At 32.9% G+C, this 15,828-nt stretch carries 7 protein-coding genes; all 7 read right to left on the bottom strand.

Annotation, left to right across the window (positions count from 1 at the left end; all coding sequences use genetic code 11):
• Positions 1–27: 27 nt before the first annotated feature.
• Positions 28–7,326 carry a T9SS outer membrane translocon Sov/SprA gene (sov, locus tag HSX10_RS04735; RefSeq protein ID WP_173587063.1) on the bottom strand — a complete coding sequence of 2,433 codons (7,299 nt, stop codon included), beginning with the start codon at positions 7,324–7,326 and terminating at the stop codon, positions 28–30.
• On the bottom strand, positions 7,326–7,907 hold the full coding sequence (ruvA, locus tag HSX10_RS04730; protein ID WP_173587062.1) for a Holliday junction branch migration protein RuvA: 582 nt from the start codon (positions 7,905–7,907) through the stop codon (positions 7,326–7,328). The genes sov and ruvA overlap by 1 nt, the downstream gene beginning before the upstream one ends.
• Before the next feature lie 168 nt (positions 7,908–8,075).
• Positions 8,076–10,358, bottom strand: coding sequence for an NADP-dependent malic enzyme (locus HSX10_RS04725; RefSeq protein ID WP_173587061.1), 2,283 nt, complete (start codon positions 10,356–10,358; stop codon positions 8,076–8,078).
• Between the two features lie 136 nt (positions 10,359–10,494).
• Positions 10,495–11,391 (bottom strand): tRNA epoxyqueuosine(34) reductase QueG, encoded by an 897-nt coding sequence (queG, locus tag HSX10_RS04720; protein WP_217363231.1) that lies wholly within the window; start codon positions 11,389–11,391, stop codon positions 10,495–10,497.
• Between the two features lie 29 nt (positions 11,392–11,420).
• Positions 11,421–12,755 carry a cytochrome P450 gene (locus HSX10_RS04715; protein ID WP_173587060.1) on the bottom strand — a complete coding sequence of 445 codons (1,335 nt, stop codon included), beginning with the start codon at positions 12,753–12,755 and terminating at the stop codon, positions 11,421–11,423.
• A 63-nt stretch (positions 12,756–12,818) separates the two neighbouring features.
• Positions 12,819–13,841 (bottom strand): Holliday junction branch migration DNA helicase RuvB, encoded by a 1,023-nt coding sequence (ruvB, locus tag HSX10_RS04710; protein ID WP_173587059.1) that lies wholly within the window; start codon positions 13,839–13,841, stop codon positions 12,819–12,821.
• Between the two features lie 183 nt (positions 13,842–14,024).
• Positions 14,025–15,818 (bottom strand): cytochrome c oxidase subunit I, encoded by a 1,794-nt coding sequence (locus tag HSX10_RS04705; protein WP_173587058.1) that lies wholly within the window; start codon positions 15,816–15,818, stop codon positions 14,025–14,027.
• Between the last annotated feature and the right edge of the window lie 10 nt (positions 15,819–15,828).

Raw genomic sequence — 15,828 nt, 5'->3', positions numbered from 1 at the left:
TAATTTTTTAATAGATTCAATTCAAGCTTAATTTCCAAAATTATATCGTAATGTAATTCCAGATCTAATTGAGGTTTGTGGATATGATGTAGAAATAGCAAATTCAGAAAAACTATAATCAAAGTAAAATATAGCTGATAAATTTTTACTAAAAGCATAATCAGCATTGTATTGTAATGCCCAAATCGTTTGCCCTGCTGTAATTTGATTACTATCTAAATCTAAGTATCTTATAATCGTTTTATTATCTCTTACCGATACATCTAAACTCATATTTAAATCACTTACAATGATCTGACCTGGTCCTGCCAGCTCTGATCGGATTCTTAAATCTTTAAAACGGTAACCTAATCCTAATGTATATTCTTTACCTTGAATTTCTGTCATTAAATTATTATCAAAACTAAGCGACAATAATCTATCTGTTTTAATTTCGGCTAAGATTTTAATAGAGTTCTTCATTTCAAAATCTAAACGAATTAATGGACTAAACTGTTCTTCTAAATTAATGTTACTAAATAAAGTTTCATTTTTTAAATTATCAGATTCGTCTAAAGCATCTTCATTTCCTGGCGAATCAAAACCTAAATCTTTATCGTATTCTGTATAATTTAAATTAGTACTAAATTGATTTATAGTATAATTAGAACGATAACCATGTTGAACAGAAAAACGTTTAAAGCGTTCCTTAAACCATGGTAGTTTCATTAAGCCTGTGTATTTTAAGTTCCAATTAGGAATTGGAATATCTCTAAATGCACTAGTATTTACTTTTTCTGGATCAGAGCCTTGATATGCTGATAAAAATGCTGGTAATAATACACGCTGACTATTTTTACCAAAACCTTGTGGAAAACCATCAGCGTCTGTACTGTAAGGTGTATCTCCATAAAATTCTTTTGCTAATCGATTTGCTATGATTAATCGGTTAGCTCTAAAATCATCGAAAGTAGTCGATTGATTTTCATCACTTTTATTAAATGTTGTTTTAAATAATACGGTTGAGATATTAAAGTTCCCGTAAGAGTTTGTAATTAAATCATTATACTCATCACTTAAACCATCATTATTAGTATCTGTTGTATTAAAACTTTCAGTTGTAGTTTCAGCATAAGTTCTATTACCTGTAAAATCTATTTTTAAGTCTGTTAGAGGCTCTACATTAATCGAATAATCAAGTATTTTATTTGTAACCTCTGTGTATTGCTCGTTAAAACTTGAATACGTTGTTAACCAACCGTTACTAGCCGCTAGACTTCTAATATCACTCTGACTACCTAAAGTATACCCAACAGTTGGTTTTAGAGTTCCTATAAATCCTGGAGTTGGTAAATAACCAGGCAAATAAGTACCATTGTTCTCCGCGTAGTTAAACTGTACACGTTTTACCATAGTAACAATATCTATAAGTGTATTATATGCTTTATCTCCTGCACTTGTCTCATCTGCTGCACTATTAGCATTTGTATTGCTTTTTGAATCTGGACTTGGTGAACGTCTACTTGCAACTGTTGATCTTGTTCTTCCTCTACCTTTTTGTTTCCCTTTTCTTACTAACCCTAAAGTCTTGTATAAGGTTTCCATATTAAGAGTAGAGTTAAGCGTATGTGTATTAGAATTCTGAATTGAGTTTCCTAAATTAACTATTTCAGAAACACCTGTTTCATCATCTATAATCTCTAAGTCGGTGTATAAATCAGAACCTTTTTGCCATTGAAAAGCACCACTGTATGCATAAGTAGACCTAAAGAAGCTTAATGCTGGTATTTTATATAATGGCAATTCATAATTTACTTGAATCTGTTGTGTCTGATAATTAGGATCTCCAAAATCAAAGAAACCATCCCAAACATCTAGTTCAGGATCTTGTTCTTCCATTTGATCATCTATAAAATAATTACGAACAATATTAGTATTAGCTGCTGTAAAGTTTAAACTCAATGCATCTGTAATATTATAATTGAAAGCATATTGAAAACTGAATGTGTAACTTCTTCTAAATAATTCTTCAAGACCAATATTATCTTCACCTAATTCTACATCTCTATATTTCTGTTTATTAAACTGTCTATTAAAATCTGAATTTATAGAAAAGCTAGAGGGCAGTAAGTTTAGATTAAAATCTTTTAATATTTTCCAGTTTTTACCTGTAAATAATGAATCATTCTTTTTGAAAGGTTCAATTTTTAATGGCTCAAAAGCATAAACATAATTAGCACCTGCTCTTACGGTTTGATCTAAAGAATTTTCAATTTCAAAATCACGATGTTCTACTTTATTATATGAGTAATTTAAGGTTAGATTTTCTACATCATAGAAATGCTTTTTAGCCTCTCCTGTTTTTTGTTTTCTTACTCCTATAAAATTTACACTTTGACGTTTTGTATAATCCTCTGATTGCTCACTAATAAGATCTGCTTCTTCGCTAGAAGTTGCAGCATCTAATCTAGATTCTAAGGTAAGGTCATTATAATACTCATCATATTTGGGTGTTATTAATTCTTCACTTTGCGAATAATTAAATGGTAATTGAACGCCCCAAGTTTTAGGAAATAATTGTCCTAATTGTATATTAGTAACAACATCATATTGCTTTACATCTTCTAAGCTGCGTTCACTAGGACCTTGTTCTATACTACCAAAACCAACAGTACTTCGTTTTCCAGTTGCACTAATGTCTGCAAAATCCGCAATTTTAGTATCCATACTTAAAATAGCGGCCCAACCCCCTTCGTCCTCCATATCAGACATACGAAGTTCATTAAACCATACTTCACTACAAGAGCTCATTTCTGTAACACCTGAATTTTTTACACCGACCATTAAAACCCTAATATCACCATAATTAGGATTCCCTTTAATACCTACGCGCTGTTTTTTCTCAGTATCTACAATATCTCCATAAAGTGGATTTAATGTTCCTAAAGGATTTTCATCTAGCTCACCATCTATAACATCATAAAAAGTAGCATCTTCATTACTTAAAGTTCCTGCAGAAATACCTAATGATTTAATTGTTTGTAAAAACTCAAGAGGCATCTCAATTTCATTCTGTTCTGGCCAAACTTGTTCTCTTATACTTCCTTCGGCATCACTAGACGGTAATAAAGGCACTTCGATTTGATAATAATTTTCTGTTAAATCATTACCCATTCTAATAAACCCAACCATTTCTGCAGGTTCCAAAAGACTTCCATCCTGTGGTTCTGCATGAATAAACATACGCAATTTCTTATACTGGCGCATATCTAAATCAATATTCTTATAAACCCCTTTAGAATCTGTAGGTGCTAAATCACAAGCCTGAAGTACTAACGACTGCTCATTCTCACTAATAATTGTGTTATTGCTATTTATCTCTTCTTGTTCCACTCCTGGAGGTCTTACATACCCTGCATTATCTTGTATACCTACAACACCGACGCTAAAGTCTACATTAGTACTGTTATTTGTATCATCATTATCTAAATCTAAAGTATAACGTCTCCAATCACTACGAACTAAATCTAAAGAAGCAAAACGCAACACTGTAGTCTCTGTAAAATCAGACATAAATAAACGTGCAAAACGTATAGAACGAATATCTGAAATACCTCCTACTGCTTCGCGAATATCACTATCAGCTATAGGTATTCTAAATTGGTACCACTTTACTGTCCTTGTTCCTCCATTTGCTAGGGTTACATCTTCTGTTTTAACATCATTAACTATTGAGTTAGAAAGATTTAAAGAGTTACTTGTAATATCTATTTCATATTGATAATAACTATTAATAGTATTCATAGTATTATCTCTATTGATATCTTCAACATCGGGTTGTGTAGTAGAACCTCTGTTAGTATCTGTAAAGGTTTCTGGTGAATTCCCTTCTGTACCATTATATTTTTTATAACGATTAAAGATATCTCCATCCGTATTTAAATAATAAGTATAGTTATCATTCGCAGGATCTTCACCAAACTGTGAACCAAATTCCACTAATTCTTCTGTATCATTAAAACCATCAAATCCAACATCCTGATTAGTCCGTTCTGCTCCTGTGGTACCAAAGGTGTAAACAAGAGATTGATTTTCTGGCACTACACTACCAAAATCAGTTCTGGTTAAAGTTGAAACATCACCATCTTCGGGTAAACCATTCTCATATTGCTTTTTACCATCTCTTAAAATATCTTCTGAAATATTACCAAGGTTTAAATATAATTTACCTCCGGCATTTGATGGATTATCTAAAAATGGATCTTGAACCCAAAATTCGATATACTCAACATTAGCCTGTTCAAAATCTGTAGACGTTATTTGTCTTGTGATACCTGCCCAACTGTTAATAGGGTTTAATGCTGTATCATTTGCTGCACTAGGATCAAAATTATAAGGACCACGTTCTCTAGGATAATAAGCTAAATCTAAAGTATTTATTACTGTTGTTTGTCCTTGAGCTATATCTTGGTCATATATTTCGTCTATATAAACACGACGTGTATATAAATCTGAAATATCATCATCTGTTATACCACTTGGTCTTTGAGTACTGTAAAATATAGGATCTACAGTATACCAGTTTAAAAGCGCCCTACCATAACCATTTTGTATTCCATTTACATCACTACCTGGTACATTGTTTGGTAAATTTAAGGGACGACTAGAAAGTGTCCAAGATGTTGGACTTAATAAATCTATAGCGCCTTGAGAACCTTCAAAATCATCAATGTAAGCCGTAGCTTCATCATTAAAATCAGTCCCACTTGACGCTCCTGGTAATAAATAAGCAAACTCTCCTCTTACAGAAAGACTAGAAGGAACATCTGTATCTATATTTGGTAATTTGTTTACCATCCGTGTTAAGAATGGAACTTCTGTTGAATAATTACCATTAAAACCAAAAATCGTATTATTAATAGATTCAGAATTATAATCAGCTTTTTGAGTTACGGGTTGTTCACTAAGATTTAATAATGTAGCTCCTAAAACAAAATTCTCATTAAATTGATGTTCTACGTTAACACCAGCAAATCTTTTTGTTTGTTGACCAAAAACAGAATTACTTTCAACAGATATATTAATTGGTGTGTTTGATGCTATTAATGATTCGTCTAAAATTTCTACACGCCCTAATGTATAGTTTACCGTGTAATCTAGTCCTTCAATAAGTGTACGTCCACCTGCAGTTACTGTTACAGAACCTCTAGGCACATTAAATGCCCCTATAGGAATACCACTATCACTTCCACTACTTGTATAACGTCCTTGTATTTGAAACTTATTTTTCTCTGCTTCATCTAATGCCGCTGTCTTGGTTGATTTATAAAGAATATCATAAACATATTTCTTTTGGTTTTCATTAAACCCACTTTGTGTATCTGCAACATCCTCGTAATCAACATCATTATTACTAGGGTTACTATCATCATCTAAAATATCAAATAAATAACGCCCAAAAGGCTCTGTTTTTGTAAAAATAATTTTCCCATTTTGTGATAAAACAGTAACGCCTTCTACGTAATCAAAAAAACCATCTCCTTGACTTTGTGCATCTCCATTATAATCTAATTTATCTAAATGAAAAAGGCGTATTAATGGTGTTTCTCTTATTTCTGTACCATCCGTAAATGCAGGAAAAGGAACTTCAGAACCACCAACAACCGCTGGAGTTATATAATTGACAGAAGATGCTTCTGTATAAAAAATATTTAATGTAAAATCCTCTTTACTTAATTGATATGCACCTGTATCATAGATATTTTTCATCATTAAATCCCAAATAGGCTGATCTACAGATGTCACAGCACTTTTCAGCATTTTAGTCACTAAACTTTGGTTACTAACTACAGCAGTTCCTGTTGTATTATCTACAGAGGTAGCTTCTACACCATCATTAGCAAATTCACCAACTTGAAATACTTGACCACCTAACGTATATTGAAATGATACGGCTAAAACTTCATCATTAAGTAAACGCTGACTTAATGAAATATATCCTAAATCTGAATTTAGCACATAATCCTGTCCTTCTATTAATTTACGAGCAGACTCTAATTTACCGTAATCAAAACCTTCTTGGATTGATACATTAACACCGCCTTGTGTATTTGTAATATCTCTAACTGATTCTGTTAATAATGAACCCGCTCCTCCTATATTTGTTGGGTCAAAATCATTATTTTCATTATTTGGTTTTGCTCCTAGATTGTTAATAAAAGTGGCCGGTAAAGGATCTAACCCTATATTACCTGGATCAGATTCTCCTAAATCTTGAAACGCAACAATGTTTCTTACATTTTCAGTTTCGTTAGTTCTGTTAGTTACCCAAACTTCTGTTTTGGTAATTTGAAGTCCTTGATTATTAATAAATGGATATTGTAATAAAGATTTATCGTAGTTATCTCTAAAGTACTGAGCTAAAAAGAAGTGTCTATTTTCATCATAATCTTGTGCAAAAAACTCAAATTCTTCAACAGTACCACCACCCTCTGCTATAACAGATGTAGATTCTGATTGTTGTTCTGAGAATACAGCTGTCACTCTCGTTTTACCAAATTGCAATTCTGTTTTTACACCAAAAAGACTTTGTGCTCCCGTAATTAAAGAACTATTTAATGGCATACTAACATTACCTACTTCAATTTTACGAATAATATCATCTTCTGTAGGTGTATATTCTAATTTAACAACTTGTTGAAAATCAAAAGTTGCTTCTGTATCATAGTTTGCAGTAACTTGAAGTTTTGTACCAACCTTACCTAATAAGCTTAAACTAATTCTCTGATCGAAATCAAATGTGAAATTCGATCTGTTTTGTGGTGACAGTGTAGGATTATCTTGTTTTGAAAAAAGAATACCTAAATCGACCTCTACAGAACCTTGGGGAATTATATTTATAGTGTTTCCTCCAAAAATAGTTTCAAATAATCCTGAATTTACATAAAACTCTGGCAATAAATTTTTCTGATCTTCTTCAGAACCTTCTTTTTGACCCGCTGCAGCATCGGCCATTTTTTTGTAATAATCCTTCATCTTCTCCTCCAATACTCTTTTTTGATATTCTTCTGGAGTAAGAATTAATGGATAATCAATATTGAAATTCCCTATTTTTTCTGAATATACATAGCGGTCTAAAACAGGATCATATGTATATTTTGAAACAATACTGTTTGGATTTGGCATGTTTAACTTACCAAATGCAAATGTTGTTTTAGTAGAATCTTGTTCTGTCTCTTGTTCTTCTTCTTGTGCAAAACCAAAATTACCTATTAGCATTACAAAAGCTAACATTAAGTAACATTTAAAAGAGAAGCTTTGCTTATGTTCTGGTCTATTCAATTGCATTATAAGTTTTTTAGAGCTTCTTTAATAATTTGCTCCACTTGGGCATCTGGTTGGGCTTTTAATATTTTTTCTACAACTTTTTCAGATTGTTTTTTGTTAAAGCCTAACACTTCTAAAGCTGATAACGCTTCTTCTTTATCAGTATTGCTCTGGGCTAAAGAAAGTTCTTCCATACCAAAGACTTTTAACACTTTATCTTTTAAATCGATAATAACACGCTGAGCTGTTTTTATCCCTATCCCCTTAACACTCTGAATTAAAGCAACATCTTCACTTGCAATTCCTTCCTTTACTTGGTCTGGTGAAAGCGATGATAACATTGTACGCGCAGTATTGGCTCCAATACCACTAACAGAAATTAATAATTTAAAAATTTCACGTTCTACCTTAGACGAAAACCCATAAAGACTATGAGAATCTTCTCGGACCAATAAATAAGTATAAAGTCTTAATTTTTCATTACTTGGAATTTGAGAGAATGTATGTAATGATATATTGATAAAATAGCCGACACCATTGCAATCTATAACAACGTCTGTTGGATTTTTTTCTACGAGCTTGCCTTCTATATGTGTAATCATTGATAAAGAAATGTTAAAAAACCAAATGTAATAAAATTATTTTCATTAAAGTAGATACAGATGTAGTATGAAAGAGAGAAGACTGTTAATTTTTTAAAACTATAAATGCCCACTTAGAGCAGGCATTTATAGTTGAAATTAATAATCTTTTTGTTATTGATCTCGAAATTATTTTGATTGTCTTTTTTCGCGTTCTTGTGCATCAACAACTGCTACAGCTGTCATATTTACAATTTCGTCTACACTAGCTCCTAATTGTAAAATATGAATAGGTTTTCTCATCCCCATCATAATTGGACCAATAGATTCAGACTTATTAAGCTCTTTTAATAATTTGTATGTAATATTTGCAGCATCTAAATTTGGAAAAATAAGCGTATTGACTTTACGACCTGCTAATTTTGAAAATGGAAAAATATCTTGAAGCATTTTTGCATTCAATGCAAAATCCGTTTGCAATTCACCATCAACAATCATTTCTGGATATGCTTTATGTAAATAAGCAACGGCTTCTCTTACTTTTTCTGCTCTTGGATTTTCAGAAGACCCAAAATTAGAATAAGATATCATTGCCGTTACAGGTTCTATACCAAACATTTTAGTGACTTGTGAGGTCATTCTAGCAATTTTAGCTAAATCTAATGCTGTAGGATCAATATTTATTGATGTATCGCTTAAAAACATTGGTCCACGTTCAGTCATCATAACATTAGTTGTTGCAACTCTACTAACTCCATCAGCCATTCCTATTAATTCTAACATCGGTTTTATTACCGATGGATAGTTACGAGAATATCCTGTAATTAAAGAATCCGCATCTCCTTCATTAACCATCATTGCTGCAAAATAATTACGTTCTCGCATTATTTTTTTAGCAGAATAAACCGTTACGCCTTGACGCTTTCTTTTTTTCCAATATGCTTCTGCATATCTATTTTTACGATCAGTCTCTTCATCTGATTTAGGATCAATAATAGGCACATCTGCATCAAATTCGATCTCTTCCATTAATTTTATAATAGCATCTTTTCTACCTAATAGAATTGGATGTGCTACACCTTCATCGTAAGCAATTTGAGCTGCCTTAAGAACATCTAATTGATCTGCTTCCGCAAAAACTACACGTTTAGGATTCGTTTTAGCACGCCCCAATAGCATACGCACCAATTTATTATCAGAACCCAAACGTTCTAACAATGAATTTTCATAACGTTCCCAATCTTCAATAGGCTCTTTAGCAACTCCACTTTCCATTGCTGCTTTTGCAACAGCAGGAGGAACTACAGCGATTAATCGAGGATCAAATGGTTTTGGAATGATATAATCTTTACCAAACGTTAAACGTGTTTCGGCATAAGCTATATTTACTTGTTCTGGTACTGGCTCCTTTGCTAATTTAGATAAAGCTTTAACTGCAGCCATTTTCATAGCTTCGTTAATTTTAGTTGCTCTAACATCTAAAGCTCCTCTAAAAATAAATGGAAATCCTAGAACATTATTAACCTGGTTAGGATGGTCACTACGACCCGTTGCCATAATAATATCGTCTCTTGTGTCTATTGCTAACTGATAGCTAATCTCTGCAACAGGATTAGCCATTGCAAATACAATAGGATTGTCTGACATAGATAATAACATCTCTGGAGTAACAATATTTGGTTGCGATAAACCTATAAATACATCAGCATCTTGCATTGCTTCTGTTAATGTATCAATTTTACGATGCGTAGCAAATTCTGCTTTTTGAGAGGTTAAATTATCTCTATCATCTCTAATAACGCCTTTACTATCTAGCATTACAATATTTTCGCGTTTTGCACCAAATGCTTGGTATAAACGTGTACAAGAAATTGCAGCTGCACCAGCTCCGCTGACTACAATTTTTACATCTTCAATCTTTTTTTCTGAGATTTCTAAAGCATTTATTAAAGCTGCTGCTGAAATAATTGCTGTTCCATGCTGATCATCATGCATTACAGGAATATCTAATTCTTCCTTTAAACGACGCTCAATTTCAAAAGCTTCAGGTGCTTTTATATCTTCAAGATTAATACCACCAAAAGTAGGTGCTATATTTTTTACGGTTTCTATAAACGCATCAACATCTTCAGTATTTACTTCAATATCGAAAACATCTATGTCAGCGAAAATTTTAAACAGTAAACCTTTACCTTCCATTACAGGTTTAGAAGCTTCAGGACCAATGTTACCTAATCCTAAAACAGCTGTTCCGTTAGAAATTACAGCAACCAAATTTCCTTTGGCTGTGTATTTATAAACATTTTCTACATCCTTCGCAATTTCTAAACAGGGCTCAGCCACACCTGGTGAATAAGCTAAAGATAAATCGCGTTGTGATGCGTATTTTTTAGTCGGTACTACTTTTATTTTTCCAGGAGTTGGTTTAGCATGGTATACTAAGGCTTCTCTACGTTTGCTTTGTTTGCTCATAATCTAATTGGATTAAGCTACAAATATAAGGATTTGAACCTTTGCTATAGAAACCTGTGTTTTTAAAAACGAATGGCTATTTCTTATTTTTAATTAAACTATTTTTTAGTCTGACAATAAAGTTCTTAGATAAGAATTAATCCTTCAAAAACTCAATATTCCGTTCCAAACCCGAAAATTTAGTGCGTTTTACGGCAGATTTCTGAAACACTTTTCTAAAAGTATCCTCTGTAATTTCTTCCCAATTCTTTTTAGTCATATCCAATAATTCAGGATGTGGATTAAATAAGGGTTCGTTGTGTGGTTTTGAAAAGCGATTCCATGGGCAAACATCTTGGCAGATATCACAACCAAACATCCAATCGTCAAATTTGCCTTTAAATTCGGTCGGAATGTTTTCTTTTAACTCTATCGTGAAGTAAGAAATACATTTACTTCCATCTACCACATAAGGATCTGTAATGGCTTCTGTTGGGCAAGCATCTATACAAGCTGTGCATGAACCGCAATGGTCCGTAACTGGAGTATCATAATCTAATTCTAAGTCGATAATCAGTTCCGCTATAAAATAGAAAGACCCTACTTTTTGAGTTAAAAGGTTTGAATGTTTCCCTATCCAACCTAAACCAGATTTTGCTGCCCAAGCCTTATCTAAAACAGGTGCTGAATCTACAAAAGCACGTCCGCCAACTTCACCAATTTCATCTTGAATAAAATATAAAAGTGATTTTAACTTGTGTTTTATAACATGATGGTAATCGTTACCATAAGCGTATTTTGAAATCTTGTAAGAATCATCGGTTTGAATTTCTTCAGGATAATAATTCAATAATAAGGAGACAACACTTTTTGAACCTTCCACAAGTAAAGTTGGGTCTAAACGTTTATCGAAATGATTTTCCATGTAACGCATTTCACCATTCATATTCTTATTTAAATATGCTTCTAGTCGTGGTGCTTCTTCTTCTAAAAATCCTGCTTGGCTTATACCACAAGATAAAAAACCGAGACGTTTAGCTTCGGTTTTAATCATTTCACTGTATTTTATTTTATTGTTTAATATCAATGTCTCGCTTCAAACTTTAAAAATGCATTTTTAGGCTTTAAAGTAATCAATGGTGTAATATTAATGCTTTCGAAATTTGGAATCATTTTATAGTTGGAAACTAATTCAGAAACGGCAATAATCATTTCGAACATTGCAAAATTATTACCTATACATTTTCTAGGACCAGCACCAAAGGGAAAATATTGTGATGAGAATTTACGAGATCCTTCATTGAAACGTTCTGGTAAAAATTCATTTGGTTGATCCCATAATTTAGGATGACGATGCATTTCGTAAACGGAGAATAAAAGATTACATCCGGCTTCAAAATCCAAACCATTAAAAGCGTCTGCTTCCTTATTCACACGATCTATAAAATAAACCGGTGGGTATAATCGCATACCTTCTTCAATGACTTGTTGACAAACCTTAGATTTAGTTACCAAATCCATTAAATCATCACTTTCGGAAAGAATAGTATTTCGTTCTACTAAAATTCGTTCTTGCCATTCCGGATGCAATGCTAGAAGTTGTGTTATAAAAGTGAGCGCATTAGATGTAGTTTCGTGACCTGCTGTAAATAGAATTAAAATCTCATCGATAAGTTGTTCTTCTTCCATCGGATTACCATCCTCATATCTGGCATCTAACAACATGTCTAATAAATCATTTTCTTTAACTGTTAAAGCTCGGCGTTCGTTAACAATACGTTTTAGAATTTCTCTAGCCTCATCTGTTAAATCAACATGTTTTTTAATTTCGCCACTTACATTAAACCACCAACCTAAATATGGTTGACGCAACTCTTTTACCAACATTTTTTGAGCTGCTTCCGTTATATACTGAAGTCTATTAATATCTTCTTGATTGGCTGCACTACTAAAAAGGGATTTTACTACCGCTTGAAATGCCAAATCATTTAGAATCGGGAATATGTCAATCACCTCATTAGGCACAATCTTAATATATTCTGAAACTATAGCACCTTTAATACTATCTAATAGATTTGCTAATTGTTTTTTATGAAACGCGGGTTGAATTAATTTTCGTTGTTTTTTCCAATGTTCACCTTCAGCTGTTAACAAACCTGTTCCGACATATTTAACTAAGTCTACAGTCTGAATCTTAGACTTGGTATAGTTCTTTTGATTCTTTTGAAGGACATATTCTGCTAAACTAGCATCTCTAACAAATACCACACTATTTTTAAGTCCTATTTTCAATCTGAAAACGTCCCCTTGTTCTTCAAAATTTTGATGATGAAATGGTAAAGGATTCTTCAAAATTTCTAGTGAATGTTTGAAAAACCGACTTAACGGAACTGTTGGTATGTTGTTATCTGATTTCAAAATAGGGCTATTTGTAATTAAATTAGCATTGAAATATCATTTTTAAACTAGCAATCGAATTAATTAGAACAATCCGCCTTGCGTTGCTCCTTTAATCTTTCCTAAATGTTTATAAGCTTGTTCTGTGACTTCACGTCCTCTAGGAGTTCTCATGATGAATCCTTGTTGAATTAAGAACGGTTCATAGACTTCTTCAATAGTTTCTGTACTTTCGCTCACAGCTGTGGCAATTGTACTAATTCCAACAGGTCCTCCTTTAAATTTATCGATAATAGTCATTAAGATCTTATTATCCATTTCATCTAAACCATAAGCGTCAACATTAAGTGCCTTTAAAGCAAACTTAGCAATCGCTATATCGATTTTTCCATTCCCTTTGATTTGAGCGAAATCTCTAACACGTCTTAATAATGCATTTGCAATACGAGGTGTTCCTCTACTTCGACCTGCAATTTCAATAGCAGCTTCCATAGAAATTGGCATATTTAAAATAGAAGCACTACGCTGAACAATCGTAGTGAGTAATTCTGTTTTATAATATTGTAGGCGACTCTGAATCCCAAAACGTGCACGCATAGGAGCTGTAAGTAATCCTGATCGCGTCGTTGCACCAATTAAGGTAAATGGATTTAAGTTTAATTGAACGGTCCGTGCATTAGGACCAGATTCAATCATAATATCAATCTTATAGTCTTCCATTGCAGAATATAAATACTCTTCTACAATTGGACTTAAACGGTGTATTTCATCAATAAAAAGTACATCACGCTCATCTAGATTAGTAAGTAATCCTGCTAAATCTCCTGGTTTATCTAAAACGGGTCCTGAAGTGACTTTAATACCAACATCTAACTCATTGGCTAATATATGTGCCAAAGTTGTTTTCCCTAAACCTGGAGGGCCATGAAACAAAGTATGATCTAAAGCTTCTTCTCTAAGGTTTGCAGCTTGAACAAAAACCAGTAAATTTTCGAGTACCTGATCTTGACCTGTAAAGTCATCAAACGATAAGGGTCTTAATTTCTTTTCGACATCTAGTTCCTCTGAACTAAAATTATCACTATTTGGGTTTAAGTTTTCGTTCATATTACTTCCCGTGAAAACGGAAATCTTATTAGGTTACACTGCTATTAGAAATATAGATTCTAAGCTTAGCTGTAGATGACAACAAGCCTAAACAAATATAAAGAAAAAGACCTTTGGAAACTATAAGCTATCCAAAGGTCTTTTTTAATCTATTATGAAGTTCCTTTTGTCAAAGGAATTAATTTAATGTTGTAATTCTTCTTCACCTTCCATTAAAGGAATATTCTGTGGTACAAAGTCTACATCATGACCTGGCTTACTGTAATCATAAGGCCAACGATAAACATGAGGTATTGGACCTGCCCAGTTACCATGAATATGTTCTACAGGAGTTGTCCACTCTAAAGTTGTAGATCTCCAAGGATTCTGTTCTGCTTTCTTACCATAGAATATACTAACAAAGAAGTTATATAAATAAATGATTTGAGCAATTCCTCCGATAATAGCAAACATTGTAATGACAACATTTGTGTTTGTTAAATCATCAAATAAAGGAAATGAAGAGTTAGAATAATAACGTCTTGGTAAGCCAGCCATACCTATAAAGTGCATTGGAAAAAATACACCGTAAGCACAAACTGCTGTTATCCAAAAATGAATATAACCTAAATTCTTGTTCATCATACGACCAAACATTTTTGGATACCAATGATAAATACCAGCAAACATACCATATAATGCAGATATCCCCATAACTAAGTGAAAGTGAGCAATAACAAAATATGTATCGTGAACGTTAATATCTAATGCACTATCACCAAGAATAATTCCTGTTAAACCACCTGTGATAAATGTTGATACAAAACCAATTGAAAATAACATGGCAGGATTCATTTGGAGATTACCTTTCCAAATGGTCGTTATCCAGTTAAAAGCTTTTACGGCTGATGGTATTGCAATTAATAAAGTTGTAAATGTAAATACAGATCCTAAGAAAGGATTCATACCTGATACGAACATATGGTGACCCCAAACAATCGTTGATAAAAAGGCAATCGCTAAGATTGAAGCAATCATTGCACGGTAACCAAAAATTGGTTTACGTGAATTACTCGCCATAATTTCAGATACTAGACCCATTGCAGGAAGAATAACGATATATACTTCAGGGTGACCTAAGAACCAAAATAAGTGTTCGAATAATACTGGAGAACCACCTTGATAATGTAAAACTTCACCTTGAATAAATATATCTGATAAGAAGAATGAGGTTCCAAAACTTCTATCCATTATTAATAATAAAGCTGCAGATAATAATACAGGGAATGATACAACACCAATAACGGCAGTTACAAAGAAAGCCCAAATTGTAAGAGGCAATCTTGTCATAGACATACCTTTAGTACGCATGTTTATTACTGTTACAATATAATTTAAAGCCCCAATTAAAGAAGAAGCAATAAATATAGCCATTGATACTAACCATAATGTCATACCTAAACCAGAACCACCTGATGCCATTGGCAAAGCAGATAATGGAGGATAAATTGTCCATCCTGCAGCAGCTGGACCAGCTTCTACAAATAGTGAACTTACCATGATAACACAAGAGATAAAGAACAACCAATAAGAAACCATATTTAGGAATCCAGAAGCCATATCTCTAGCACCAATTTGCAATGGAATTAATAAGTTACTGAACGTACCACTTAATCCTGCTGTTAATACAAAAAAGACCATGATAGTACCGTGAATGGTAACAAGTGCTAAATAAACATCTGCACTCATAACACCATCTGGTGCCCATTTTCCTAATAAAGCTTCGAACAATACATTTGGCTCTGATGGCCAAGCGATTTGCATACGAAACATTATAGACATTAAAATACCGATAATCCCCATAAAAGTACCTGTAATTAAGTACTGCTTAGCAATCATCTTATGATCTAAACTAAATATATATTTAGTAATAAATGTTTGTTTGTGATGATGTACCTCGTGATCCTCGTGATCGTGTGTATCTATAGTTGCTGACATAAGTTTGTTA

The sequence above is a fragment of the Winogradskyella undariae genome (genome assembly GCF_013285155.1).
Taxonomy (GTDB): domain Bacteria; phylum Bacteroidota; class Bacteroidia; order Flavobacteriales; family Flavobacteriaceae; genus Winogradskyella; species Winogradskyella undariae.
The sequence above is the reverse complement of the archived record's forward strand: the minus strand, read 5'-3'. Positions and strand labels throughout refer to the sequence as shown.

Coding starts and splice junctions, on each gene's coding strand:
- HSX10_RS04725 (WP_173587061.1), bottom strand. CDS start 10,358: ATGAGCAAACAAAGCAAACGTAGAGAAGCCTTAGTATACCATGCTAAA.
- ruvB (WP_173587059.1), bottom strand. CDS start 13,841: ATGAACGAAAACTTAAACCCAAATAGTGATAATTTTAGTTCAGAGGAA.
- ruvA (WP_173587062.1), bottom strand. CDS start 7,907: ATGATTACACATATAGAAGGCAAGCTCGTAGAAAAAAATCCAACAGAC.
- HSX10_RS04705 (WP_173587058.1), bottom strand. CDS start 15,818: ATGTCAGCAACTATAGATACACACGATCACGAGGATCACGAGGTACAT.
- queG (WP_217363231.1), bottom strand. CDS start 11,391: ATGATTAAAACCGAAGCTAAACGTCTCGGTTTTTTATCTTGTGGTATA.
- sov (WP_173587063.1), bottom strand. CDS start 7,326: ATGCAATTGAATAGACCAGAACATAAGCAAAGCTTCTCTTTTAAATGT.